The organism is Psychrobacter sp. TPE 89C, from assembly GCF_055522395.1.
The window spans coordinates 1-26308 of the sequence record NZ_JBVFXW010000024.1; the positions used below are offsets into that span (position 1 = coordinate 1).

The 26308-nt window shown below is 43.2% G+C and carries 20 protein-coding genes; 17 read left to right on the forward strand and 3 right to left on the reverse strand.

Going from position 1 to position 26308, the window contains the following annotated elements; all coding sequences use genetic code 11:
- The first annotated feature begins 864 nt into the window (after nucleotides 1-864).
- The 4 genes from thrS to rnr all read left to right on the forward strand — a co-directional run bounded on the left by thrS (nucleotide 865) and on the right by rnr (nucleotide 7316).
- Complete coding sequence (gene thrS / locus ACZW67_RS08575) at nucleotides 865-2799, forward strand: threonine--tRNA ligase (protein ID WP_110924416.1); 1935 nt, start codon at nucleotides 865-867, stop codon at nucleotides 2797-2799.
- Nucleotides 2800-2822: 23 nt separating this feature from the next.
- Nucleotides 2823-3326: a translation initiation factor IF-3 gene (gene infC / locus ACZW67_RS08580; RefSeq protein ID WP_010197324.1), complete on the forward strand. Its 504-nt coding sequence runs from the start codon at nucleotides 2823-2825 to the stop codon at nucleotides 3324-3326.
- Between the two features lie 339 nt (nucleotides 3327-3665).
- Nucleotides 3666-4910 (forward strand): toxic anion resistance protein, encoded by a 1245-nt coding sequence (locus tag ACZW67_RS08585; protein WP_110924417.1) that lies wholly within the window; start codon nucleotides 3666-3668, stop codon nucleotides 4908-4910.
- A gap of 141 nt (nucleotides 4911-5051) precedes the next feature.
- The gene (gene rnr / locus ACZW67_RS08590) at nucleotides 5052-7316 is read left to right on the forward strand and encodes a ribonuclease R (RefSeq protein ID WP_465182922.1); all 2265 of its coding nucleotides are present in this window, start codon (nucleotides 5052-5054) and stop codon (nucleotides 7314-7316) included.
- Between the two features lie 105 nt (nucleotides 7317-7421).
- Here the strand turns inward: rnr and ACZW67_RS08595 are convergent, their stop codons facing one another.
- The 3 genes from ACZW67_RS08595 to hisA all read right to left on the reverse strand — a co-directional run bounded on the left by ACZW67_RS08595 (nucleotide 7422) and on the right by hisA (nucleotide 10348).
- Nucleotides 7422-7730 carry a hypothetical protein gene (locus ACZW67_RS08595; RefSeq protein WP_465182923.1) on the reverse strand — a complete coding sequence of 103 codons (309 nt, stop codon included), beginning with the start codon at nucleotides 7728-7730 and terminating at the stop codon, nucleotides 7422-7424.
- A 189-nt stretch (nucleotides 7731-7919) separates the two neighbouring features.
- Complete coding sequence (locus ACZW67_RS08600) at nucleotides 7920-9548, reverse strand: mechanosensitive ion channel domain-containing protein (protein ID WP_465182924.1); 1629 nt, start codon at nucleotides 9546-9548, stop codon at nucleotides 7920-7922.
- 59 nt (nucleotides 9549-9607) lie between these two features.
- Nucleotides 9608-10348, reverse strand: a complete 741-nt coding sequence (gene hisA / locus ACZW67_RS08605) for a 1-(5-phosphoribosyl)-5-[(5-phosphoribosylamino)methylideneamino]imidazole-4-carboxamide isomerase (RefSeq protein ID WP_465182925.1) — start codon at nucleotides 10346-10348, stop codon at nucleotides 9608-9610.
- 1050 nt (nucleotides 10349-11398) lie between these two features.
- On the opposite strand from hisA, the gene ACZW67_RS08610 reads away from it, so the two are divergent.
- The 13 genes from ACZW67_RS08610 to ACZW67_RS08670 all read left to right on the forward strand — a co-directional run bounded on the left by ACZW67_RS08610 (nucleotide 11399) and on the right by ACZW67_RS08670 (nucleotide 26292).
- Entirely contained in the window at nucleotides 11399-12751 is a 1353-nt protein-coding gene (locus ACZW67_RS08610; RefSeq protein ID WP_201589170.1) for a Na(+)-translocating NADH-quinone reductase subunit A, read from the forward strand.
- Between the two features lie 5 nt (nucleotides 12752-12756).
- On the forward strand, nucleotides 12757-13992 hold the full coding sequence (locus ACZW67_RS08615; protein ID WP_194196322.1) for an NADH:ubiquinone reductase (Na(+)-transporting) subunit B: 1236 nt from the start codon (nucleotides 12757-12759) through the stop codon (nucleotides 13990-13992).
- Nucleotides 13973-14875 (forward strand): Na(+)-translocating NADH-quinone reductase subunit C, encoded by a 903-nt coding sequence (locus ACZW67_RS08620; RefSeq protein ID WP_465182926.1) that lies wholly within the window; start codon nucleotides 13973-13975, stop codon nucleotides 14873-14875. The genes ACZW67_RS08615 and ACZW67_RS08620 overlap by 20 nt, the downstream gene beginning before the upstream one ends.
- A 1-nt stretch (nucleotide 14876) precedes the next feature.
- The gene (locus tag ACZW67_RS08625; protein ID WP_465182927.1) at nucleotides 14877-15548 is read left to right on the forward strand and encodes an NADH:ubiquinone reductase (Na(+)-transporting) subunit D; all 672 of its coding nucleotides are present in this window, start codon (nucleotides 14877-14879) and stop codon (nucleotides 15546-15548) included.
- Nucleotides 15548-16156: an NADH:ubiquinone reductase (Na(+)-transporting) subunit E gene (gene nqrE / locus ACZW67_RS08630; RefSeq protein ID WP_011281361.1), complete on the forward strand. Its 609-nt coding sequence runs from the start codon at nucleotides 15548-15550 to the stop codon at nucleotides 16154-16156. Before ACZW67_RS08625 ends, nqrE begins: the two co-directional genes overlap by 1 nt.
- Before the next feature lie 122 nt (nucleotides 16157-16278).
- A complete protein-coding gene (gene nqrF, locus ACZW67_RS08635; protein ID WP_110924426.1) occupies nucleotides 16279-17514 on the forward strand; it encodes an NADH:ubiquinone reductase (Na(+)-transporting) subunit F in 1236 nt (411 codons plus the stop codon).
- 179 nt (nucleotides 17515-17693) lie between these two features.
- Nucleotides 17694-18494 (forward strand): SDR family NAD(P)-dependent oxidoreductase, encoded by an 801-nt coding sequence (locus ACZW67_RS08640; protein ID WP_465182928.1) that lies wholly within the window; start codon nucleotides 17694-17696, stop codon nucleotides 18492-18494.
- Between the two features lie 178 nt (nucleotides 18495-18672).
- Complete coding sequence (locus ACZW67_RS08645; protein ID WP_465182929.1) at nucleotides 18673-19791, forward strand: FAD:protein FMN transferase; 1119 nt, start codon at nucleotides 18673-18675, stop codon at nucleotides 19789-19791.
- A gap of 313 nt (nucleotides 19792-20104) precedes the next feature.
- On the forward strand, nucleotides 20105-20350 hold the full coding sequence (gene nqrM, locus ACZW67_RS08650) for a (Na+)-NQR maturation NqrM (protein WP_110924429.1): 246 nt from the start codon (nucleotides 20105-20107) through the stop codon (nucleotides 20348-20350).
- A 355-nt stretch (nucleotides 20351-20705) separates the two neighbouring features.
- Nucleotides 20706-21983: an MFS transporter gene (locus tag ACZW67_RS08655; RefSeq protein ID WP_465182930.1), complete on the forward strand. Its 1278-nt coding sequence runs from the start codon at nucleotides 20706-20708 to the stop codon at nucleotides 21981-21983.
- Between the two features lie 94 nt (nucleotides 21984-22077).
- Nucleotides 22078-22959 carry an arylesterase gene (locus tag ACZW67_RS08660; protein WP_465182931.1) on the forward strand — a complete coding sequence of 294 codons (882 nt, stop codon included), beginning with the start codon at nucleotides 22078-22080 and terminating at the stop codon, nucleotides 22957-22959.
- The gene (locus tag ACZW67_RS08665) at nucleotides 22956-23684 is read left to right on the forward strand and encodes an ABC transporter ATP-binding protein (RefSeq protein ID WP_465182932.1); all 729 of its coding nucleotides are present in this window, start codon (nucleotides 22956-22958) and stop codon (nucleotides 23682-23684) included. The genes ACZW67_RS08660 and ACZW67_RS08665 overlap by 4 nt, the downstream gene beginning before the upstream one ends.
- A 34-nt stretch (nucleotides 23685-23718) precedes the next feature.
- On the forward strand, nucleotides 23719-26292 hold the full coding sequence (locus ACZW67_RS08670) for an ABC transporter permease (RefSeq protein ID WP_465182950.1): 2574 nt from the start codon (nucleotides 23719-23721) through the stop codon (nucleotides 26290-26292).
- Nucleotides 26293-26308: the final 16 nt, after the last annotated feature.

Here is a 26308-nt window from a genome sequence, read left to right on the forward strand (position 1 = left end):
CCAACTTTATTTTTTAACATTCTGAATCAGCAAAAATCCACACAAGTTGTTCTTTAGTTATGCTTTTAAATAATGCCTAATCACTGTCGTCCAGTGTTAGTATTTCAAACTAAATACTCCCAGCCAATGTGGCTTATCCTATTTAGCGAGCTGACTATCATATCATGTTTTAATAGTCTGTCAACTTCTTTTTTAATTCGTTTCAATGAGTTAACTGGGTTTTAATTAAGTAATTATCTCCTAATTACTGCCAGTTCTCCCTAATGAGGTGCGTATTATATAGAGTTCTCACACCGTGTCAACTGCTTTGCTAAAGGTTTTTTAACTAATTTGACAGCATATTTAATAACTGATTATTTTCAATGGGTTAGGAATAGAAATACTTAAACCGCATTTTAAGAAAGTCTTTTCACTGCTGTTTTATGTGGTTGGAAGGCTCATTTCTACTATCTAGTCTCTCACTATGAACTTACTATAGTCATTGATCTGATATTTAACGCTACCTATATTAATCACTATTGATATTGGTACAAAGTGTACCTATATATAGAAGCAGACCTAACCCCTTACTATCTAGTGTTGATAGGCAGTTTTTGCTATAATAGTCGCTTTTATGACATTGCTTAATAGCCGTTCTGCTTTATCGTACGAGAAGGTAGTTCGTTTCACCTTATATAGCGTTGATTATAGCTTGTTAAATGGCGCTTAATCATCATGTTATATAAGGTAAAAGACAGTGCTATTAAGTTGTGCTTATCTCTTACAACATATCATAGTAGTTAGATATAATTGACGTGGTCTCACGGTTATATGATTGATGGTTGCAATCATCACTGCCAACGGACCCAAAAAGGTGAATAGATTATGGTAGCGATTACTTTACCCGATGGTAGCGTAAAAAACTTCGAAGGCAATACTACGGTCATGGAAGTGGCGCAAAGTATAGGAACAGGACTAGCGAAAGCAACAGTTGCTGGACGTGTAGATGGGCAGTTGGTAGATGCGCATGATCCTATCATTGCTGATGCTAAAGTCGAAATCGTGACGCCAAAAGACGACGACGGTGTTGATATCATTCGTCACTCATGTGCGCATTTGTTAGGTCACGCTGTCAAGCAGCTGTACCCTGATGTGAAGATGGTCATCGGTCCAGTAATCGAAGACGGCTTTTATTATGACATCTATAGTGAGACGCCTTTCACCCCTGAGCATATGGAAGCGATTGAAAAGCGCATGATGCAGCTGATCAAGCAAGATTATGACGTTGTTAAAAAGATGACACCACGTGCAGAAGCAATTGAGATATTTGAGTCACGTAACGAAGATTATAAGCTTAAGTTAATCAATGATATGCCAGGTGAAGAAGCCTTCGGTTTGTATCATCATCAAGAATACGTCGATATGTGCCGTGGCCCACACGTGCCAAACACACGATTCCTAAAAGTATTTAAACTAACCAAAATGTCTGGTGCCTATTGGCGTGGTGATGCGAAAAACGAGCAGCTACAACGTATTTATGGTACTGCGTGGGCGGATAAGAAACAGCTAAAAGCCTATATTCAACGTATTGAAGAAGCAGAAAAACGTGATCATCGCAAAATTGGCAAAGCGTTGAATCTGTTCCATATGCAAGAGCAAGCACCCGGTATGGTGTTCTGGCATGCAAACGGCTGGACCATTTATCAAGTACTTGAGCAATATATGCGCAAAGTGCAACATGATAATGGCTATGAAGAAATTAAAACGCCACAAATCGTCGATCGTAGCTTGTGGGAGCGTTCTGGACATTGGGGCAACTATGCCACTAACATGTTCACGACATCTAGCGAAAACCGTGATTATGCCGTAAAACCGATGAACTGCCCTTGCCATGTGCAAGTGTTTAACCAAGGCCTAAAGTCTTACCGTGACCTGCCTTTGCGTATGGCAGAATTTGGTTCTTGTCATCGTAACGAGCCATCAGGTTCATTGCATGGCTTGATGCGTGTTCGTGGCTTTACCCAAGATGACGCGCATATCTTCTGTACTCAAGCGCAAATTCAACAAGAAGTGGCTGACTTTATCAAGCTAACGCTTGCGGTCTATGAAGACTTTGGTTTCGATAGCATTATTATGAAACTCTCAACTCGTCCTGAAAAACGTGTTGGTAGTGATGAGTCATGGGATTTTGCAGAAAAAGCACTGTCAGATGCGCTTGATAGCTCAGGTCTTGACTGGGATTATTTACCAGGTGAAGGTGCATTCTATGGTCCAAAGATTGAATTCAGTCTAAAAGACTCATTAGGTCGTGTATGGCAGTGCGGTACCATTCAGGTTGATCCAAACATGCCTGAGCGTTTAGATGCTGAATTCGTTAATGAGCAAAATGAGCGCGAAGTACCTGTTATGTTGCACCGTGCTATATTAGGTTCATTTGAGCGTTTCATCGGTATATTGATTGAAAACTATGCGGGTTGGATGCCAGTATGGCTAGCACCACAGCAGGTAGTTGTCATGAATATTACCGATAAACAAGGCGAAGCTTGTGAAAACGTCGTCAGCGAACTAAAAAATGCAGGTTTGCGAGCTATTAGTGACTTGCGTAACGAAAAGATTGGATTTAAGATACGAGAGAAAACATTAGAACGTATTCCCTATATGCTAGTATTAGGGGATAAAGAAGTCGAATCGGGCAGTGTCAACGTCCGTACGCGTGAAGGTGAGAACCTTGGCGTGATGAGTGTTTCTGAATTTATTACATTAGTACAGACCGCTGTCGCTGAGAAAGGCCGACAGACCCCAAAAACAGATGAGGAGTAATACCTATTAAACAGTCGAACCGTTTGAACATCAACGAAGATATCAGTGCCAAAGAAGTCCGTCTGGTTAAAGAAGACGGCGAACAAATGGGCGTGGTCGATATCGACACCGCGATGAAAGCGGCACGTGAAGACAGTCTAGATTTGGTTGAATTAGTTCCTGAAGCTAAACCGCCAGTATGCAAAATCATGGATTATAAGCATTTCCTCTATGATCAAAAGCAAAAGGCAAAAGAAGCTAAGAAAAACCAAAAACAGACTCAGCTCAAAGAGATGAAGCTACGTCCAAGTACCGAAGAAGCCGATTATCAGGTTAAACTGAGAAAAATCGTTAGCTTCTTGGAAGATCAAGACAAAGTTAAAATTAGCATTCGTTTCCGCGGACGTGAAATGGCGCACCAAGATATCGGTCGCAAACAACTTGATCGTATTATTGAAGATACCGCTGATATCTCAAACGTCGAGCAGTACCCTAAGATGGAAGGTCGTCAAATGGGTATGCTGCTTGGACCAACTAAGAAAAAATAATCTGTTTTTTAGATTATTTTAGTTGTGGCTGTTAGTCGATGTAGATACTTGTAATCTTAACCATCAATATGCTGCGGGATATTGATGGTTTTTTAATATTTAGGCCTGTAAATAGTCTTTTTTTAATATAATAAGTCGACGCTACTTTACAAAATCTATCTTCTCAACCTTTTCATTACCAGTTAATCTAAAGGTCTGCTGTACCACATTTATATCATTTGAATTAAGTACAATCGAGTGTATAAAAACATCCATCTACTGTTAACGTGTTTTACGATTACCGTCTTTTGTAGCTATTGACCAAAAATACTGTCCATTTCAGATATTATAGGAAACTTCATGCAAGAATTGACTCCACCAGAAAACGCAACAACTCCAAGTATTTCTTTGACGCCGCCTGAACCTGTGAAAGAAATACAGAAAAGTGAAGCAGATCAGATGGTCAAGTTGGATGAAAGTCAGATTCCAGAGCTCGATGCCAAAGTTGATGCTTTTGTGGACCACGTTATCACTAACTCTGTTCATAGCGACGAGTTTCGACAGAACGTACAGTCTATTCATAATTTAGGTACGAAAGAAATCCGAGAATCCGCACAGGTTTCTAATCGTATGTTGGATTTGCCAGCCAAAAGTCTCAATGATAGCTTGTTTGACAACTCCCCTATTGCCAAGTCATTGACTGAATTGCGCGGTATCGTAGAAGATTTAGATCCGAGTAAAAAGGAGCTAACCAGCTCACGCAAGCTGTTCGGTCTCATACCTTTTGGCAACAAAGTGCAAGACTACTTTCGCCAATATGAATCAGCACAATCACATATCAATGCCGTGGTGACCAGTCTTTATAATGGTAAAGATGAGCTGCTCAAAGACAATGCGATGATTGAGCAAGAAAAAGTCAATATGTGGGAATTGATGCAGTCTATTCGTCAGTATGTCTATGTCGGCAAAAAAATTGACGAGCAGTTGGAACACAAAATCTATGCAATAGAAGCAACTGACCCTGAAAAAGCTCGCATTATTAAAGAAGAAATGCTGTTTTATGTGCGTCAAAAGAATACGGATTTCTTGACCCAATTGGCTGTCAACGTACAAGGTTATCTGGCACTCGATACCATTCGCCGCAACAATTTAGAGCTAATTAAAGGCGTCGATCGTGCAACGACCACAACTGTTTCAGCATTACGTACTGCTGTCGTCGTCGCTCAAGCAATGACCAATCAGAAACTGGTACTTGATCAAATCACTGCGTTGAATAAAACCACCAGTAGCTTGATTGAATCAACCTCGGCGATGCTAAAACGTCAGTCAGGTGAAATTCATGAACAAGCTACTAGCAGCAGTATCGAGCTTGATAAACTGCAAAACGCCTTTAATAATGTCTATGACACGATGGATATGATTAGCAATTATAAGATTGAAGCGCTAGAAAACATGAAGCTAACAGTCAACACCTTGACCAGTGAAGTCGATAAAGCACAGAAATATCTCGATAAGTCTAATCAGACGACCGTGCTAGAAGTCTCAAAAGAAATTGACAGTAAAAAGATAACCAATAAATCAAGTAAGGTCGATGTTGATATTTGATTTATCACAATAGTTGTTACCAGTTGAAGGTAACGACTCCTTGCTACTGAACACACATAAGACAATTGACGCAAGATATTGCCACGTTGTTCGTGTTAAGATAGCCCCTATTAATAATTTTAAAAATAGATACGGTAATTTATGAGTTGGAATGATCCAAACGCCTCAAGCGAGGCAAAAAGATATGACAATCCCATCCCTAGTCGTGAGCTGATACTTAGCACGATTACTGAGCATGGTGAAGTCACTCATCAGCAATTGGCAAAAGCCTTTAATATTGATGATCCGGACCAGTTTGATGCTTTGGGCAATCGCCTAAAAGCAATGGCGCGTGATGGACAAGTAAACCGCGACGGTCGTCCTTATCGCTATCGCACAGTGACTCAGCAAGATATTGTCACTGGTACAGTGTCTGCGCATCCTAAAGGTTTTGGTTTTGTGCTTTTGAGCGACATGCCAGATTTGTTTTTGCATGAAAAACAAATGCGTTGGGTATTCAATGGCGACACCGTCGAAGCGGTCGGTACTTCAACAGACAATCGTGGCCGTACCGAAGGGCGTATTGTCGATGTCGTTGAACGTCGCCAAAACAACTTTATTGGTACATTGGCTCGTGATGATGATGGCTACTGTGTCGAGCTTGGCAGTCCAAATAACCATCAGCCAATTACGGTTACTGAAGACAACGTACAAGCGTTTAATGCCAAACAAGGCTCTCCTGTCAAAGTCGATATCATCGATTGGCCAAACCAGCATGAGTTTGCTACTGGTAAAATCACGGAACTGCTGTCTGATGACAATGATCGTGAACTGATTATTGAAACCACGCTACTCAATTATGACATCCCTTCAGACTTTAGTGAAGCCACGCTCAAACAAGCTGATGGCTATCAAGAGCCGACTGAAAAAGACATAAAAGGTCGCACAGACTTACGTCATTTACCACTCGTCACTATTGATGGTGAAGATGCACGTGATTTTGATGATGCCGTATTTGCTGAAAAACGATCTGGTGGTAACTATCGCGTTTTAGTAGCGATTGCTGATGTCAGTTATTACGTGACGCCAAATTCAGCACTTGACCAAGATGCTTACGAACGTGGTACCTCAGTATACTTCCCGCATCGCGTGATTCCGATGTTGCCAGAAGTACTTTCTAACGGTCTGTGTTCATTGAACCCTAATCTTGATCGTCTGTGTATGGTTGCTGATATTAAGATATCACGCGCAGGCAAGGTTACTGGGTATGAGTTTTACCCTGCGGTCATGCATTCACAAGCACGCTTAACCTATAATCAAGTAAATGATTATCTGGTAAATCCGACTGATAAGCGCTTGCCTGAATCATTAACAGGTAATAAAGACGTTAAAAAATCTGTCGACACGTTACATCAGCTTTATGAGCTACTGCTTAAAAAACGTGAAGAACGTCATGCGATGGAATTTGAAACCGTTGAAACCTACATCAAATTCAACGAAAAAGGCGGCATCGAGGCTATTCTGCCACGTACTCGTGGTGATTCTCAGAAACTTATCGAAGAATGTATGCTACTGGCCAATACTTGTGCAGCGAACTTTGCGCTAAAGCATGAACTACCTGTCTTGTATCGTAACCATGATAAGCCTGATGGTGAAAAATCAATGCGTATTCATGAATACGCAAAGAACTTTGGCCTATCTTTCCCAGAAGAGAATCCAACGCAAGCGGATTATCAGCGCATCATTGAAGCGACTAAAGACAGACCCGATGCGATTAGTATCCATAGCATGCTATTGCGTTCGATGATGCAAGCAAACTATGCACCTGACAATATCGGTCACTTTGGTCTGGCATATGACGAATATAGCCACTTTACGTCCCCTATTCGTCGTTATCCTGATCTGATGCTGCATCGTGCTATTAAAGCAAAAGTGACTAATAGCCAACAGCCTACCATGGACTTTTCTCTTGAAGGTGCTGGTACGCAAACGTCAGATACAGAACGCCGTGCAGAAAAAGCCTCTCGCTATGTAGAGTCTTGGCTCAAATGTCATTACATGAAAGACCATGTCGGCGAAGAGTTCGAAGGTGTGGTGACTACCGTTACTAGCTTCGGTCTATTTGTGACATTGACCGACTTATATATCGATGGTTTGGTTCATATCTCAAATGTCGGCGATGACTTCTTTGTCTATGATGAGCAGCAGCAACAACTGATTGGTAAAGACAAAGGTACTTTGTTTGGACTTGGTGATTCGGTCAAGGTTAAAGTTGCTGGCGTGAACATGGATCTATTGCAAATTGACTTTGATTTAAAAGCCAAACTACAATCTAGTGAAATGAATCAGACAAAAAAAGCACCTGCTAAAAAGAGCCCAGCCAAGAGAAGTAGCAGTCGTAGTAAAGGCGCTAATAAGAAAGGCTAGTTTTGGTTAAATACTAGAAATATGAAAAAGGCTAACGTCATCGTTAGCCTTTTTTTATGTCTCACTATTCATATAAATGCGTGGTACTTGCTTAATAAGCACTGGCTACTGTGCAGTGTTATTCATCTCTTCTAGGTTTTTCTGTTCTGTTTGTTGAGCTTGATCTATTTGAGTCGTGGCACTGTCAAGGATGGCTTTAGGCTGCTCACCCAAAGGCTTGCTAGTGATAGCATCAGAGCTGCTTGCTTCGATGTGAGTCTCAGGTATTTCTGCGCTGATATCACTATGCTCAGATGTTACGCTACTGACGAGCGCTTCTCTATTTTTGTCACGTTGACTACCATTAATAAGGTTAAAACCAAGTAAGGCTACCATGCCAACTAGCGCGAATATAATCAGATGTTTCATTTGCATAGAAAATGTCTCGTATTTGAATAATTATCAGATATACGTTTCGTTGCATTTTCTATGCCTATTTTAAAACTGGTCTATATATAGTTGATTCAATATAATCTGGATACAAGGAAGGCGAGTGAAAGTACTACAAATAGTAGACTAAATGAGACTGACACAGTATCCAGTTTATAGAGGATTGACTATACGTCATTCTTGCGGGCTATTATTATTCAATAAATCAGTCTCATCTGAACGTTCTGCAATCTCTTGCTCGACCTTTTTCATTAGCTTGTCATCAGAACGCGCACTGAGAACATCACTAGCATTGTCATCTTGCAAAATAAGCTTGGCACGTGCTTTTGCTTGTTTTTTGTCCTTATTATCAGTATTACTACTATCACCATTTATAACGCTATCGGGCACAGCCGGTGTAACCGTCACGTTAGATGTATTGTTTACATGACTGCTTTGCATATGCTCAAAGGCTTTTTCCAAATCACGATTAAAACGTAATCGATAAATAGGTTCAGGTAGGCTGAAACCTTCATCCTCTAATGCATGCTTGGTCTCACGAATGGCAATACTGCGTGCTTTTGAAAAGTCCGTCTCTGATTGATCTACCCAAACTTGAAACTCTAAGACGATATTAGAGTCACCAACATTACTAATGACAGCGATCGCTTTTGGCTCATCCAAAACGAACGCTAAACAATGTATTGCGTCCAATCCAACCTTGATAGCAGCTAATGGATCATCATTAGCATCGACGCCCAACTCAAAGGTGAATCGACGTTCGGGGTTTTTGGTGTAATTGAGGATAGTACCTTTGAAGACTTCAGAATTAGGAATCCGTAACTGATTGCCATCTAGTGTCATCAATATCGTTGCGCGTGAAGTCAAGCGCACCACTATACCCTCTTGCCCATTAATCACAATATGATCACGTGCACGAAATGGTTGGCGAATACTGAGCATTAGCGATGCGATATAGTTTTCAATCGTATCTTTGACCGCAAAACCAACCGCAATACCGATAACACCAGCACCACCAAGCAATGTGCTTAAGATGGTCTCTGCTCCTATTAAGCTGAGCGCTAGGATCAGGCCAAATATAATAAAGATGACTTTGACGGTTTGTGACAGTAGTTCAGCGACAAATGGATTAGGTGTCAACCGTTGCCACATTCTTTTGCGATTAGACAACCAGCTACCAAACCAGCTTACCAGTATAAACAGAATGATACCGACCAATAATAGTGGTAAGGCTTTAACTAAATTTTTGGCTTGTATTTTGAGACCTTGATAGACAGTAGTGACGTTATCTTGTACATCTAAGGTACGATCAATCTGATCTGACACGGTGACCACATCTGTCAAACGATTGGTTAAATTAATGGCCTGCTGTGCTTTCTTTTCGTTTGGAGTCTCTCCCGTTAAGGTAACAACACCTTGGGCGACACCAACATTGACAGCTTGTAACCCATCAATTTCAGAAAAAATACCTTCGATACGTTGACGAATGTCATTGTCTTTTTGCGGGGTCGGTGTGGTTTCAATTTGGGCATTATTGGTACTTTCGCTGACGGTTACCGGCGATGGAGTTGGCTCAGGTTCAGATGACTGCGTAGGAAGCTCAACAATGTCAGCTTCTGGTTCCGCAATATTATTTGATACAACGCTTTCTGCACGCTCTATTTCTGATACTTTGGTTATATCAGTGGTTTCTTCACCAACAGCATAAACCGGAAGAGAACAAAGGATACTTAGTAGCAACCATATCTGACACCACGCTCTTGGACAACTGCGTATCCTTGGAAGGTCTAAACGAGTTGCCATAAGCATCCTTTGCTAGCTTTACTGATTTTTATTGCTAATTTTCACTGCTAAATTGTGTCTTATTTATGATCTAGATAAATCTGCGCTTCACTTAGGCTTAGCGTGCCCTCATAAATAGCACGGCCAGTAATGATGCCCTCGATACAGTCACCATAAGGCTTCAATAGCTCGATATCTTTCATATTGGTCACGCCACCTGACGCAATCACTGGTAAGCCGCCTTCACGAGCCAAGTTAACCGTTTGCTCGACATTGACGCCTTGCATCATGCCATCACGGGCAATATCGGTATAGACTATTGAAGAGACACCTACATCAGCAAAACGCTTGGCAAGCTCAGTTGCTTTGGTATCAGTAACATTCGCCCAACCATGGGTTGCGACCATGCCGTCTTTTGCGTCGATACCTACAATGATATGCCCCGGAAATTCGCGGCAAGCTTCTGCGACAAACTCAGGGTTTTCAACTGCTTTTGTACCGATAATAATATAAGTCAAACCTGCAGTGATATATTGTTCAATGGTGTTCATATTACGCACACCGCCTCCCAATTGAATAGGCAAATTCGGATACGCTTTGGTGATATCATTGACTACTTGTCTATGAACAGGCACACCATCAAAGGCGCCATTCAAATCAACCAAGTGTAATCGGCGTGCACCTTCCTCTACCCAGCGTGCTGCCATCGCAACTGGATCATCAGAGAATACCGTATCATCTTCCATACGGCCTTGTTTTAAGCGTACACATTTACCATCTTTTAAATCAATCGCCGGGATAATGACAGGCACAGCACACATATCGCATTCCTTATAAAACAAAATATTAAATAAATTTGAAAAACTAAACTTTGAGTATTATGGTGTATTGAGTCCTCAACACACGCTAAATAATGATAAAAAACATTGCCCAAAACCGTATTCATGACATAAAAACTAAAAGTTATAACTATAAGTTTTTATAATTACAGCCATTGAAAACATTAGGTAAATTGAATTCCTGACTGGCAATTTTAGGTCAATTTAGCGTATAATCCTAGGTAAATTTTATTTGTTTCTATGTGATAGTAACCATACGTTATATTTTTATTAGGTCAATCACGACTAAAAAAAGAGTAGCGGTCAGGATGAATCGAGTAAGAGCTAAATACATTTACATGATATTGGCTGACTTCTTGCTAAGAAAGGTTATATTAGAAATCTCAACTGGTCGATCGAAACAGATTACCCTGCAGTATTACACACTCTAATTAAATACCTTTCCTAACGTTTTCATATAGTCTTTATCACTGGTCAACGACACTAAAATAGCTATTATCGGCTTTATAGCAATATTATACGATAAGTGAACGCTGCTTGTTAATTGCTTAGCCAGTTTGTCTTTTTACCAGTTTATCATCTATCTCAATAGATCGTTATTTGGCTACATACTTATTCAATTAAGTATCTTTTCTAGGATACTGAACTTATAAGTAGGGTCTACAATACTGGTATTAAGAACTTTAATTTTCAATGAAACGTATGATAAAGCTGTTTATCTTAAGAACTGTCACTTTTAGCTCACTGCTTTAGCGATGGTTTTTAATTGGATAGTTTTAACATACACCTTGGTAGCCAGTCGCCACTTTGGTAATTCGAATAAGACATTAACGTGTTGTTAAGGAGTCTAAGGTCAGCGTTAATACTCTTAATAGTAGTTATGATCGTGCTTTATTTTTAGAAAACTCTATCACCATCCTATTATAGGAGTCGGTGAGTGAGTGCTTTATTAAATGATGCATATGTTCATACTACCGATGTACCAAACAGGAAGTCTGGTATCGTTTTAGACTATGGACTAAGTTTTCGCTTATGATTACCATCAAAAAAGGTTTGGATTTGCCCATCACCGGCGAACCCTCCCGCGAGATATCTGAGCACCAACCGACACACGTAGCTCTTATTGGCTATGATTATATCGGTATGAAGCCCACGATGAATGTCAAAGAAGGTGACATCGTAGCAAAAGGTCAGCCCGTTTTTGAAGATAAAAAACGTGCAGGCGTTATCTACACTGCCCCTGCTGCTGGTAAAGTTGTCGCGATTAAACGCGGTGACCGTCGTGTGTTTGAGAGCCTCGTTATTGCGGTCGACCCAAACGGTGAAGAAGTAGACTTCGAGCGCTATGACTCCCAGCAACTGGCTGACCTAGACTCTGAAGTTGTCGAAACCCAATTACTTGCCTCTGGCGAATGGACTGCGTTTCGCACGCGTCCCTTTAGCCGTACGCCAGAAATCGGTGCCCGTCCTCATGCCATCTTTGTCACTGCTATAGATACCAGTCCCCTAGCGTTTGATCCAATGTTGCTGATCAATGAGCAGCTACAAGCGTTCAATGATGGTCTTGCTGTGTTGTCGACACTCAGCCCAAAGACGTTTGTCTGCCATCATGGTAATGCCCAGCTGACACCGGTCGCAAAAACTGCTGCGAATAATGTTACTGAGTATCATGGCTTTGCTGGTAAGCATCCAGCTGGTCTGGCAGGTACGCACATTCACTTTTTACACCCAATCATGCGTGGCGTGAGCGTCTGGACGATTGGCTATCAAGATGTGATTGCGATTGGTAAGCTATTTACCACCGGCCGTCTATACACACCTCGCTTGATTAGCTTAGCAGGCCCCTCTGTCAGTAACCCACACTTGGTTATGACTGAGCGCGGCGCTGATATTACTGCCTTGACCAAAGGTCAGCTAGCAGCTGGCGAGAACCGTATCATTTCAGGTTCGGTATTATCTGGTCGCAAAGTGTTTAGCAATATTGCCTATATTGGTCGTTTTCATAATCAGATCAGTGTGCTGACGGAAGGTCATGAGCGCCCAGCGTTCCACTTCTTTACGCCAGGTAAAAACCGTTTCTCAAAGCTGCCTATCTATATCTCGCAGTTTTTTGGTGGCAAAAAGTACAACTTTACCACCACGAGTAATGGCTCACCGCGAGCGATGGTACCAATTGGTGTCTATGAAGAGGTCATGCCTCAAGACTATCTACCAACCCAACTACTACGCGCATTGATTGTCGAAGATATGTTGGTCGCCGTTGATTTAGGCGTACTTGAGTTGGATGAAGAAGATTTGGCACTATGCACCTTTGTATCTCCTGGCAAATATGAATTCGGTGATATCTTGCGTGATAACTTAACGCGCATCGAACTGGAGGGCTAACCACGATGAAATTTTTACACAATATGTTCGATCGTATGGAGCCATCTTTTACCAAAGGCGGCAAACACGAAAAATACTATGCCATCTTTGAGATGTTTGATACGTTTTTGCGTCAACCAGACTCAACCACATACGCGTCATCACACGTACGTGACGGGATTGATCTAAAGCGCATTATGATTACCGTATGGCTATGTACTTTCCCAGCGATGTTTTGGGGTATGTACAATATCGGTCATCAAGCGCTAACGGCGGTTGCTCAGCTTGGCTTGCAGCCTGAAGGCTGGCGTACGGTTATCACTAGCATGGCAGGCTATAACCCAGACAGTGTCTGGGCAAGTTTTGTCTACGGTGCGATGCAGTTCTTACCTATTTACCTTGTGACATTTGCCGTTGGTATTCTCTGTGAGATTATCTTTGCTGTTGTGCGCGGGCATGAAGTCAACGAAGGCTTCTTTGTGACCTCGGTATTATTTGCACTATGTCTACCACCAGATATTCCTTTATGGCAAGTTGCCTTGGGTATTATCTTTGGTGTGGTCGTAGCCAAAGAAGTATTCGGTGGTACAGGTAAAAACTTCCTTAACCCTGCCCTATCGGGTCGTGCATTCCTATACTTTGCTTACCCAGCCTATATGTCTGGTGACTCTGTATGGACAGCGGTTGATGGTTTTTCAGGAGCAACGCCTCTCGGTCTTGCTGCACTTGGTGTCTCTCCTCAAGATTTCGTCGATGTCTATGGTAATGCGATCACGTGGAGTGATGCATTCTTCGGTAACATGCAAGGCAGTATCGGTGAAGTATCAACACTAGCAATCTTAATGGGTGCCGTTGTTCTACTATGGACGCGTATTGCCTCATGGCGCATCATGGCAGGTTGTGTGGTTGGTCTTGTGGCTACCTCGCTTATCTTCAACATGATTGGCTCTAAAGACAACATGATGATGAACTTGCCATTCTATTGGCACTTAGTTATCGGTGGTTTCGCCTTCGGTGCCGTGTTTATGGCAACCGATCCAGTCTCAGCTGCACATACCAATAAAGGCCGTTGGGCTTATGGTATCTTGATTGGTTTTATGACGGTATTGATTCGTGTCATCAACCCAGCTTTCCCAGAAGGCATCATGCTGGCTATTCTATTCGCCAACTTATTTGCGCCATTGTTTGATTATTTTGTGACCCAAGCAAACATCAAACGCCAAACAGCTCGGAGGGTTCGTTATGTCCAAGCCCAAAAGTAATAATGCGAAAACCATCAGTGTGGCATTAACGCTATGCTTGGTGTGTTCAGTATTGGTCTCAGCAGTTGCAGTTGGCCTAAAGCCTGCACAACTTGAAAATGCGCGTTTAGATCGTAACAAAAACATCTTAGTCGCGGCCGACATGTATGATGCTGAGTCTGACACACAAGACGATGTTGCCGAACGATTCAAAGACTTTGATGTCGAAATTATTGACTTAAGTAAAGGCAACTATGTCGATGATGCAACGCTAGCAGACGCGGGTATCCCTGATCGCAATGCTTATGACGCTAGTCAAGCGACTAAGAATCAAGCATTGAGTGACGACCTAGGTAACGATGATCCTGCGGGTATCGGTCGTAAGCCTAAATATGCCAAAGTCTATGTCAAAAAAGACGATGCTGGTCAACCTGAAGTCGTCGTATTACCTATTCAAGGTTACGGACTATGGGGCACTATCTATGGTTTCTTGACGCTAGAGAGCGACATGAATACTATTAAAGGTATTAGCTTCTATGAGCATAAAGAAACCCCAGGTTTGGGTGCTCGTATCGAAGAGCCAGAGTGGCGCGCCAAGTGGACTGGTATCCAGTCTTATGATGAAAACGGTGAAGTTGCTACTGGTGTGACCAAAGCAGGTAATCCAAAAGACAACTGGGTTGATGGTATCAGCGGTGCGACATTGACTAGTCGCGGTGTCAGTAACATGATTCAGTTTTGGTTAGGCGAGCAAGGTTATAAGCCTTATCTAGATATGCTGCGCAAAGAGGGTGGTCAGACAGTTGATACTGCAGAAACACAAGCAAATCAATCAAAGCAAACCGCTCAACCTAAAACCGAACTGGCAGCAAAACTACCAGTAGCAAACGGCAAGGAGGCTTAACATGGCTGACACTAAAAGTATTTTAACCTCGCCTGTCTTTGATAATAACCCTATTGCCCTACAGATCTTAGGTATCTGTTCGGCACTAGCGGTCACCACGAGCATGGCAAACGCCATGGTTATGTGTGTAGCATTGACACTGGTAACGGCATTTTCGAGCTTCTTTATCTCGATTATTCGTAAGCAAATTCCATCAAGTATTCGTATCATCGTGCAGATGACCATCATTGCCTCATTGGTTATCTTGGTCGATCAGGTACTAAAAGCTGTCGCTTACGATGTGAGTAAAGGCTTGTCAGTTTTCGTTGGTCTGATTATCACCAACTGTATCGTAATGGGCCGTGCTGAAGCGTTTGCTATGAGCAATCCACCAATACCGAGCTTTTTAGATGGTATTGGTAATGGTCTTGGCTACTCTGCGGTACTACTGTTCGTCGCCACTATCCGTGAGCTATTAGGCGCAGGTACTTGGTTCGGTATCACTATTCTACAACCAGTGACTGACGGCGGTTGGTATATACCAAACGGCCTATTATTGTTACCACCGTCAGCATTCTTTATCATTGCTTTGTTCATTGTCATCGTCCGTATTTGGAAACCAGAACAGGTTGAAGAAGCGGAGTTTGTAATGAAGCCGCAGTCTAAAGGCATGGCACATGGAGGCGGTCACTAATGGGACATTATGTTAGTTTATTTATAACCTCAGTCTTTATTGAGAATATGGCGCTTGCCTACTTCCTAGGTATGTGTACTTTCTTGGCAGTATCAAAGAAGGTTTCAACCGCTATTGGTCTTGGTGTTGCCGTTGTCGTCGTCATGGCGATTACCGTTCCGCTAAATAACTTACTATTTCAGTTCATCCTAAAAGATGGTGCACTGGCATGGGCAGGTTTCCCTGATATCGATTTAAGCTTCTTAGGTTTGCTTAGTTATATTGGTCTTATTGCCGCTACCGTACAGATTTTAGAGATGTTCTTGGATAAGTTCGTTCCTAGTCTATACAACGCCCTTGGTGTGTTCTTACCGCTTATCACTGTAAACTGCGCTATCTTAGGTGGTGTACTATTCATGGTTGAGCGTGACTATAACTTCGGCGAATCAGTCGTTTATGGTGTGGGTGCAGGCTTTGGTTGGGCATTAGCGATTACCGCATTGGCTGGTATCCGTGAAAAACTGAAATACTCAGATATCCCAGCACCGCTGCGTGGTCTTGGTATTACGTTTATCACCGTTGGTCTGATGTCACTTGGCTTTATGTCTTTCGGCGGTATGTCAATTTAGACCGCTAAGCTTAAACACTTATTTAGCGATTTGACCTATTTAATTCATTTATTCGGTAGGGGTTCAGAAAAACGTTATGACGTTACTTCGCTCCCCTACTCCATAGATTAAGGATACCTACCATGGATTACGCTACGGCGATTGGTGGCGTTGCTATGTTTACCTTGATCATCATGGGCCTTGTCGCCATTATTTTGGCGGCGCGCTCAAGACTGGTCAGTTCAGGCGATGTTACCATCCATATCAATGATAATTCCGATAATGACGTCGTGACACCAGCGGGCGGTAAACTACTGCAAACACTTGCGAGCGAAGGTATTTTCTTATCTTCAGCATGTGGTGGCGGTGGTACCTGTGCGCAGTGTCGTTGCCGCGTTATTGAAGGCGGCGGTTCTATCTTGCCGACCGAAGAAGGCTATTTTACTCAAGGCGAAATCCGCAATCACATGCGCTTAGCTTGTCAGGTAGCTGTTAAGCAAGACATGAAAATCGAGATTGATCCTGAGTTTTTTGATGTACAAAAATGGGAGTGCGAGGTTGTCTCTAACGATAACGTTGCCACTTTCATTAAAGAGCTGGTACTAAAAATTCCTGAAGGCGAAGAAGTTAACTTCCGCGCTGGTGGTTATGTACAGCTAGAAGCGCCACCGCATGAAGTGCACTATAAAGACTTTGATGTTGCAGAAGAATACCGCGAAGATTGGGATAAATTTGGCATCTTTAATTATGTGTCAAAAGTTGATGAGCCAGTTATTCGTGCTTATTCAATGGCCAACTATCCTGAAGAAAAAGGTCTTATCAAGTTCAACATCCGTATCGCAAGCCCACCACCACGTGGCCCAGACGGTATCCCACCAGGTAAGATGTCTTCTTGGACATTTAGCTTAAAGCCTGGCGATAAAGTAACGGTATCGGGGCCTTACGGTGAGTTCTTTGCTAAGAAAACTGAAGCTGAAATGATCTTCGTCGGCGGTGGTGCAGGTATGGCACCAATGCGCTCGCACATTTTTGATCAGCTTAAGCGTTTGAACACAGACCGTAAGATCAGCTTTTGGTATGGTGCACGCTCTATTCGCGAGATGTTCTACGTAGAAGACTATGATCAACTTCAAGAAGATTTTTCTAACTTTGAGTGGCATGTGGCATTATCAGATCCGCTTCCTGAAGACAACTGGACAGGCTACACCGGCTTTATCCATAACGTCTTATTAGAAGAATATCTGAAAGGTCATCCAAACCCAGAAGACTGTGAATATTACATGTGTGGGCCACCGATGATGAATGCTGCGGTCATCGATATGCTACATAGCATGGGTGTTGAAGATGAAAACATCATGCTTGATGACTTCGGTGGTTAAACCCACTGGTTAGAAAGTACGATTAAGTTAATACCATAAAAAAGAGTCTCAATTGAGGCTCTTTTTTTTGTTTCTGATAATCGTATTTTTTGGATGTAGTATAAGGCTACAAATTTAACTAGTCGCTAGCACTTATCATCCTATATCATGAACTATTCACATGTGAAGAAAGGATTCTTATGAAAACCAACGTTAAAAAATTAACCATTTGGATTACTGGTGCCTCTAGTGGTATTGGTCAAGCACTTGCTATTTCTTTCGCCAAGCGAGGCGCCAGAATTATACTGAGTGGTCGTGATCAAGAGAAACTAGAAGCGGTCAGAAAAAACTGTAAAGGTAGCAAAAACCATATTGTCATTCCATTTGATATTGGTGATACCAGTCAAACAAAAATAGCGTATGAGTCAGCTATTCAGCAGGCAGGTAAAATTGATTGGCTGATTAATAATGCTGGCATCAGTCAACGCTCATTAATCGTGGAAACCACAGAAGACGTCGAACGGCAATTGATGGAGATAGATTACTTTGCACAAACACGTCTGACCAGACTGGTATTACCAAAGATGATCGCACAAGGTGGCGGTAAAATAGTCATGGTATCGAGTATCGCAGGTCTACTAGGTACTCAGTATCGCGGCGCTTACAGTGCTGCCAAAGCGGCTATTCATATGTGGGCGAACAGCTTACGTGCTGAATTACATGATCAAGGCATAGAAGTCGCCACCATATTTCCAGGGTTTATCCAAACCAATGTGTCTATCAATGCGTTGACTGGAGATGGTAGCGCGCAGGGTACGATGGATGACGCCACTAAGAAAGGGTTGACTGCCGCAGTATTTGCCAAACAAGCCGTCAAAGCGCTATTAAAAGAAGAAGAATATATTGTTATTTCTGGTCCAAAAGAGAAGTTTGCCACCAAGGTCAATCGCATATCTCCACCCAAACTGTACAAACTCATTCGTGAGTCAAAAGTGACCTAAGCAAAATGCCATCTTCACCCTATAGCGTTAGCTATGAATACATAGCGCTATTAGTGTCTAATATTACTAGCAAAAATGTTGTTTACGCTCAAAGCAATTGGCGTTATCGGTGGCAAGAGGTGTAAAATAAGCACAGTTTGTTTTACACCTCTCACTCCTCTGCTATAGCAAAAAGCTTATGAAAACGATAATACTTTCTACTAAGACAACTCGCACAGGTTACAGCCTTATCGCTCTTGTCAGTGCGCTTAGCCTCACCGCTTGCCAGCAAACACCAGATTACGACTATCTGGCTGGGGAGACAATGGGTACTAGCTATCATATTAGTTATCAACTACCCGATGATGTCGATGAAGCGACTATACAAGCTTCGATAGATGAGCGCTTAAAGCAAATTAATGACAGTATGTCTACCTATCAAGCAGACTCGACTATCTCTACATTCAATCAGTTAGGCAAAGAAACACCCATCACTATCGATGCAGATTTTAGTCGCGTGCTCGACGTCTCGCGTATCGTGTACGAACAATCTGGTGGGGCATTTGATCCGACTGTGATGCCATTGGTAGAAACGTGGGGCTTTGGTAGTACTATGACCGTTGATCGGTTACAAAGCCCACCGACGGCCTTAGAGATTGCTCAAGCTAAAGCATTGGTAGGTTTTGACAGTATCATACACAAAGACAAAACCATTTATAAAACCAAAGAGGGAGTCGAACTTGATTTCTCAGCAGTGGCAAAAGGCTATGGCGTCGATGTCATCGCGGATGTATTGAGAGAGGATTATAAGATTCGCAATTATATGGTCGAGATTGGGGGTGAGATTTCGACTGCTGGTGTCAATAACCAAAAGCAGCCATGGCAAATTGCAATCGATGCGCCTATTGAAGGCAGCACAGTGAGCGAGCGCGAGACGATATCGGTCATTCGCCAACCAATCAATACGCACAATAAAATGCATTTAGCGACGTCTGGCAACTATCGTAACTCCGTCATATTCGATGGTAAACGTTATAGCCATACTATTGACCCTACCACTGGAGAGCCTATCGCTGGTGGCGCACCTTCTGTCACTGTAGCAGCTGATTCCGTTGCACTTGCTGATGCATGGGCCACTGCTCTGACTGCAATGCCATATCAGAAAGCCCTAGAAGTTGCTAAAGAACAAAACCTAGCTGCCATGTTTGTCATCTTGACTGACGATGCAAAAAAGAACAATACCGACGATAACATCGATGATTGGCAAGTGATAGAAACACCTGCCATGCAAGCTCTACGCGCTGATAAAAAGTCTTAGATGCTAATACTAGGGCGTGTCCTCAATTCAATCGATAGTTATCTAAATGAGTTAAAAATGGCTAAATCTTGCCAAACGGCGTCAAATAGCTGACTAATATCTCGATATTATCTGCGCTATTTTCCTTGTTTGACTGCTATTTATCTCATTTTTATCACCATTTTTAAAATGAGCACACGCCCTAATACATGAACTAACACGATAGGTATAAACGAGCGAAACAAAAATTTGCTATACTATTATGTAGATAATGTTGAAGATATATCGTTATCATAAAGATAACTACCCTATTTTGAGAACTGAGGTGCCCACTATGCTTAGTCAATTGCTTCCCATGCTCGCTATTACCTTTACTGTATTTGTCCTATTTTTTGTATTTATGGGTATCGGTTATATGGTAAAAAAGACACCACTTAGAGGGTCTTGTGGTGGTGTCGCTAAACTGATGGGCAACGAAAAATGCTCATACTGCGGCGATGATCCTAACAAGTGCGACTCCATCATTGCTGAACAGCAAGAGAACGCACTCAAAGCCGCTCAGTTAGGCAAGTCTGTATAGACTTAATCCTTACATACACCGCGTTTGTTACCATACGCTGGTAGTATTGCCTGACATCTGTTCTTATAATAGCGCTGGTTCTTTGAAAAGGACTGGCGCTATTTTTATTATATTACTCAAATCATGTTGCTCAGGTTATAACGCTTAGGTCATATAATTATTTTCAAAGACATGACTCATATTTTGTACTCTGCACATATTTCTATTTTTAATTTGCGATTCTGTTTTTCAATTCTAATTTACGATATCAGTCACCCTTTAGGTACGTTTTCTTTGGTGTTGTTTACAAGCGATGATTCTTCAGCGCGGTTTAACGACGTATTCTTTTTCTTATTCTAATAATAGTCGTCCTGTTATGCCTACCTCTTCTCACTCTCAATCGGATTTGCCATCACAGCCTCATTCAGATAGCGCCTCACCATTGAAGCTACCCTCTTCACGCTTTACTTTTTGGCTCATACTGTGTGCCATGATTTTACTCGCCAGCAATATGCGAGCACCTATCGTGGCGCTAGGCTCTATTGCACCAGTCGTAAAAGACGCGCTCAATATCTCAGAGACGCAAATTGGTTGGTTAGGTGCAGTTCCAATGCTAGGATTTGCCATTGGCGCACTTATCTCACCAGCGATTGGGAAGCGATTCGGTCTAGAAAACACCCTGATTGCGATGATTGCGCTATTAACTGCCGGTATGATTATTCGCAGTATTGTACCGACTTGGAATTGGTTTTTGGCAGGTACGTTATTACTGACATTGGCGATCGGTTTTGCCAATACCCTAGCAGCACCTATTATCAAACAGCGTACACCCAAACATATTCCATTAATAACAGGTTTATTTAGTCTAACCATGACGGCAACAGCAGGAATTGTCTCTGGGTTAGTATTACCGCTATCGGAGCAAGTAGGCTGGCAATGGGCACTGGGCGGTTGGGCTATATTAGGTATCTTCGCCATCGTACTTTGGGGGTTTTTGCGTTTACGTTTAGGCTCATCCAATCATCAAACAGCTATCCTGCCAACGTCAGCCTCTTCAAACATATCTAGCATATCTATGTGGCGTATGTCATTTGCTTGGCAAATCGCGATATTTATGGGTTTACAGTCATTACTGTTCTATACCGTGGCCAGCTTCTTACCTTCCATTTGGGCCAGTAAAGGACTATCAGTGGTTCACGCAGGGCAAATGGGCTCAGTATTTCAGTTTATGGCGCCGATATCTATCTTAAGCTTAACCTGGCTCATCAATCGTGGTCGTCCTATTCAGGCATTGGCGGTATTTGCGTCGGTATTAAATGTCGTTGGCATATTGGGCGTCAGTTATTTATCCACGGATTTAGCTTGGCTGTGGTCAGGGATGATGGGGATAGGTTGTTCAGCGATTTTTACCTTGAGTATGATGCTGTTCTCATTACGGACTTATACCACCAACCAATCAAGCGAGTTGTCTGGTATGGCTCAAGCTGTCGGTTATTTGATTGCGTTTTTTGGTCCATTGGGTACTGGTTGGCTGCACGAAGCGACAGGTAGTTGGGACTTACCACTTTTATTGATATTGATACTAATGGTTGTCAATGTTGTCATTGCGTGGCTGGTCAGTCGTCCTGTTATGGTCGATGGTAAAAAAATCTAATATTCACGATTAGATAAAGTAACCTTCGGATAATATTGGTATTCGTCTTATTTTGCTACACTGGCTTAATTGCATATAGGACAGAATAACTATCATGAAAGTATTTCCTCATTTCTCTCGACACTTGCCAGCGGTGGTGATGCTAACCATGGCATTGGTCATCAGTGGTTGCCAAAAAGACGCTGAACCAACTGACACCACTGATTCACAAAATGCCAGTTCGCAAAGCACTAATTCACAAAGCACTGATGCGTCAATCGCTAACACTCAAACTGATACCAATGAAGTCACGGCTGACGTGCCAGTATCTACCGACCAACAAGTCAACTCATCACCCGTCACCATTTTAGCGCTTGGTGACTCACTAACCGAGGGGCTGGGTGTCGATAGTGATGCCAACTATCCTGCGCAATTGGAAGCTAGCTTAAAAGAGCTGGGCTATACCAATGCTAAAGTCATCAACTCAGGTTTGAGCGGTGAAACCAGCACTGGCCTAGTGAATCGTTTGGACTGGGTGGCGCAGACCGAACCTGATATCACTATTTTGACCATTGGTGCCAATGATGCAATGCGTGGTTTAGATGTAGCGACCATTGAAGAGAACATCCGTACTGCGGTCAAAACGCTGCAAGACAATGGCAGTGAGGTTATCTTAGGTGGTATGTCAATCTATGACAATCTAGGTAATGACTATGTTTCCGCATTTTCAGACATCTACCCTCGTGTGGCAAAAGACATGAATGTGCCTCTGATACCTTTCTTTTTAGAAGGCGTGGGCGGTGACCCTGAGCTTAATCAAGCCGATGCGATTCATCCAACCAAGGAAGGCTATCAAATTATCGTCAAAGACAATATCTTGCCTATCTTAAAGCCTGAGATTGAAAAATTAAAAGCCAGCAATTCTACCAATACGACAGCATCAAAACTACCTAATGAACCAGCATCAAACAATACGCCAACTGAGACCATGCAATGACATCATCACCTTCAGCTGACACAGTGACGACGCCTACCGCTACAGAAAAAGCATTACTGACCGCCGCGCATTTAAACAAAACCGTGCAAGTCGGCGAACAAACGCTATCCATTATTAAAGACGTGAACGTTCATATTAATGCGGGCGAGTTTGTGGTCATCATGGGCAAGTCTGGCTCTGGTAAATCGACGTTATTGGGATTGCTAGCAGCACTCGACTATCCTGATAGTGGAACCGTTGAGCTGGCAGACCAAATGCTCAGCAGCCTTGATGAAGATGCACTGGCGGCTATCCGTCAACGCGACATGGGCTTTGTGTTTCAGTCATTTCATCTACTGCCAACGCTGACCGTGGCAGAAAACATTGCCTTTCCGCTAGATATTGCACGGCAGCCAAACCCTGCACGAGTCGACGAGTTAATCGAAGCTGTTGGCCTCGGTCATAGACGTGATAGCTTGCCCAATCAATTATCAGGTGGTGAGCAGCAACGTACTGCTGTCGCCCGCGCATTGGTGTCGCATCCAAAAATCGTATTCGCTGATGAACCTACGGGCAACTTGGATGAGCAAAACGCCGACCAAGTCATGCAGCTACTGTTAGATTTAAGACAGCAAGTCGGTTCGGCATTGGTCGTCGTGACCCATGACCCTGCACTAGCGAACATGGCAGATCGAGTCATCACCATGCATGATGGCATGATAGATGGATCAGCTGCCAATGGATAAGCCTTCTATAGACACCAATGGCAACGCTAACGATATGAATCAAAGTAAAAGTAGCAATCCCTTCAGTTCTCGAACTTTAGGTGCGAAAGCTTTGTCTCGCAGCTGGTGGCGACGTTGGGTATATCCGCTGCTATTCTTACTCACGTTGATGCTATCGCTTGCCACTTATCTGACGTTGGACTCTATCCAACAGTCGGTGAATACCTACGTCAATGACAATCAGCTGGCACTCGTCGGTGGTGATTTAATATTAGAAAGTAATCAAGCATGGCCTGAGGAAGTCTTGGCACAAGTCCAGACGTTGCCTGATAGCCAAACGGTTTATGACTATCAATTTAATGCCATGTTGGTCGCAGCAGACCAGACACTGTTGGCTCGTATCAAAGGTGTTACGGTTGCTTATCCTTTATACGGTGAGGTTGAACTGGCATCAGGCAAACCCTTATCCGAGCAGCTGAGTGCAACAAACGTGGTAGTCGCGCCTGAGGTTCTCAGAAGTCTAAACGTGTCGATTGGTGACAGTATCAATATTGGTGAGGGAACATTCACCATCAGTGATGAGCTCGTCAAAGAGCCAGATCGCCCACTAACGGCCTTTGGCTTTGGTGGTCGCGTCATGATGCAGCAAGACGCATTAGAATCGACCGATTTAATCGGTCAGCGCAGTCGAGTCAGTTATCAAATCGAGATGGCAGGCACGCCAGAAGTCATTGCCACTCAGCGTGAGCAGTTGACGCAGATGCTCGTTAATTATCCCGATATTGAGCTGTCTGACCCTACCTCAGAGGAGACATCTGTCTCACGCATCTCTGACAATGTATTGATGTTCTTGAAACTGCTGGTCATTGCCGTTCTCTTATTATCTGCGGTTGCTATGTATGGGGTGATTACGGCCTTTGTGACCAAACAGCAATCCAACGATGCCATACGTATGGCGCTGGGTGAGACCAATCGTTCGATTAAGCGTAGCTATTATTGGCTACTATTAATCATGGCGGTCTTGGCCTGCGTCGCGGCAGTATCGCTCAGCCTTGTGTTACTCAAAATTGGTCAACCATATCTGACGGCTATTTTACCGTCAGACTTAGGATTGGCGATTAACCCGATTAGTATCTTCAAAACGATCGTCATCGCGCTTGTCATGACGCTACTGATTACCCAGCGCAGTCTGCGCGCCCTTGATGGCACGAAACCTGCGGCACTGCTCAATCAAGCGACTGGCAAATCATCAAAACGTTTGCCTTGGCAGCAGCGGATACCATTCTTACGCTATGGTTTATTATTCATCGGACTGTATGCCTTCCTTGCCTATGAAGTGCAATCTTTAGCATTGGGCGCACAGATACTGGTCGGATTGATTGTATTCATTGCGATATTCTGGGCATTGGCACGCGGTTGGCTTTGGTTGCTGGCGCGCATCGCCACGGGCAAAAAAATCAGCTGGATGCAACGCATCGCGATTCATAATCTGGCTCGTAAGGGAAATCAGTCAGCGTTGTTCTTTGTGACATTGTCATTGTCCGTTGCGGTATTGACCCTTATCACGTCGATCAATCATAGTATCAATGAGCAGTTTATCAATGCCTATCCTGAAGATGCACCGAATCTGTTTTTATTGGATGTGCAGACCGAGCAGCACGATAAAATAGACAGTATTCTCAAAGCACCTGTCACTTATTATCCAGTGATTCGAGCACGTATCGGTACGGCTAACGGTGTGGAACCCAAAGATATCGATGCGCCTGAAGGCGAAGATGACCCTACTCGGGTGTTCAATTTAAGTTATTCCGATACGGTCATGGACACAGAGTTCATTACTGAGTCGCTGACTGACGATGCGCTTTATACGCCGATTGAAAATCAAGATGCGAGTGCCTCTCCGATTTCGCAAGTACAGCCGTTGTCTATTTTGGATACGGCAGCCGAGATGCTAAACGTCGGTATGGGCGATCAGATCAGCTTTAATATTCAAGGTATCGAGTTGGTTGGCGAGATTACCAGTATTCGCTCGCGTTTCGAGCGTGGCCCGAGTCCGTTTTTCTACTTCTTATTTGAACCTGAGATACTGGCGAGCGCACCGCAAATTCAATTTGCGACGGCACATGTCTCTGCCGATGATATTCCTGACCTGCAAGGTGAGCTGGTACGCGAGTTCCCAGCGGTGACCAGTATTGACGGTACGATTATCGCTGAGCAAGTCCAAGGGTTGGTCGCACAGATGAGCCGCTTGGTGTATATCTTTACTTTGCTTGCCTTGCTTACGGGCATCATGGTGCTCATCAGCTCGCTACTCTCTACGTCACAAGATCGTATGAAAGAGAGTGCCTCGTTTAGACTATTGGGTATGCAAAAGCGTGACTTGTACATGCTCAATATCTTAGAGCTGGGTGTGCTTGGAATTAGTGCGGCGACATTTGCGGTGATTATCGCCACTGGTGGTGCGTGGCTGGCGGTCACTCAATGGTTCAATCTACGCTTTAGTGTGCCGTGGGCAAACTTAGGATTTGGCGGTATTGCGTTAGTTGCCTTGCTGTTTGCCATCGCCATTATTTATGTTAGATTGGTGATTGGACGCGGAATTATGGCGCGGGTAAGGGCGATGGTTTAGGCGTATTCAGTTTTGG

Bases quoted from the DNA above. Each gene is read 5' to 3' on its own strand.
- thrS (WP_110924416.1), top strand. From the start codon at position 865: ATGGTAGCGATTACTTTACCCGATGGTAGCGTAAAAAACTTCGAAGGC.
- ACZW67_RS08585 (WP_110924417.1), top strand. From the start codon at position 3,666: ATGCAAGAATTGACTCCACCAGAAAACGCAACAACTCCAAGTATTTCT.
- rnr (WP_465182922.1), top strand. From the start codon at position 5,052: ATGAGTTGGAATGATCCAAACGCCTCAAGCGAGGCAAAAAGATATGAC.
- ACZW67_RS08595 (WP_465182923.1), bottom strand. From the start codon at position 7,730: ATGCAAATGAAACATCTGATTATATTCGCGCTAGTTGGCATGGTAGCC.
- ACZW67_RS08600 (WP_465182924.1), bottom strand. From the start codon at position 9,548: ATGGCAACTCGTTTAGACCTTCCAAGGATACGCAGTTGTCCAAGAGCG.
- hisA (WP_465182925.1), bottom strand. From the start codon at position 10,348: ATGTGTGCTGTGCCTGTCATTATCCCGGCGATTGATTTAAAAGATGGT.
- ACZW67_RS08610 (WP_201589170.1), top strand. From the start codon at position 11,399: ATGATTACCATCAAAAAAGGTTTGGATTTGCCCATCACCGGCGAACCC.
- ACZW67_RS08615 (WP_194196322.1), top strand. From the start codon at position 12,757: ATGAAATTTTTACACAATATGTTCGATCGTATGGAGCCATCTTTTACC.
- ACZW67_RS08620 (WP_465182926.1), top strand. From the start codon at position 13,973: ATGTCCAAGCCCAAAAGTAATAATGCGAAAACCATCAGTGTGGCATTA.
- ACZW67_RS08625 (WP_465182927.1), top strand. From the start codon at position 14,877: ATGGCTGACACTAAAAGTATTTTAACCTCGCCTGTCTTTGATAATAAC.
- nqrE (WP_011281361.1), top strand. From the start codon at position 15,548: ATGGGACATTATGTTAGTTTATTTATAACCTCAGTCTTTATTGAGAAT.
- nqrF (WP_110924426.1), top strand. From the start codon at position 16,279: ATGGATTACGCTACGGCGATTGGTGGCGTTGCTATGTTTACCTTGATC.
- ACZW67_RS08640 (WP_465182928.1), top strand. From the start codon at position 17,694: ATGAAAACCAACGTTAAAAAATTAACCATTTGGATTACTGGTGCCTCT.
- ACZW67_RS08645 (WP_465182929.1), top strand. From the start codon at position 18,673: ATGAAAACGATAATACTTTCTACTAAGACAACTCGCACAGGTTACAGC.
- nqrM (WP_110924429.1), top strand. From the start codon at position 20,105: ATGCTTAGTCAATTGCTTCCCATGCTCGCTATTACCTTTACTGTATTT.
- ACZW67_RS08655 (WP_465182930.1), top strand. From the start codon at position 20,706: ATGCCTACCTCTTCTCACTCTCAATCGGATTTGCCATCACAGCCTCAT.
- ACZW67_RS08660 (WP_465182931.1), top strand. From the start codon at position 22,078: ATGAAAGTATTTCCTCATTTCTCTCGACACTTGCCAGCGGTGGTGATG.
- ACZW67_RS08665 (WP_465182932.1), top strand. From the start codon at position 22,956: ATGACATCATCACCTTCAGCTGACACAGTGACGACGCCTACCGCTACA.
- ACZW67_RS08670 (WP_465182950.1), top strand. From the start codon at position 23,719: ATGAATCAAAGTAAAAGTAGCAATCCCTTCAGTTCTCGAACTTTAGGT.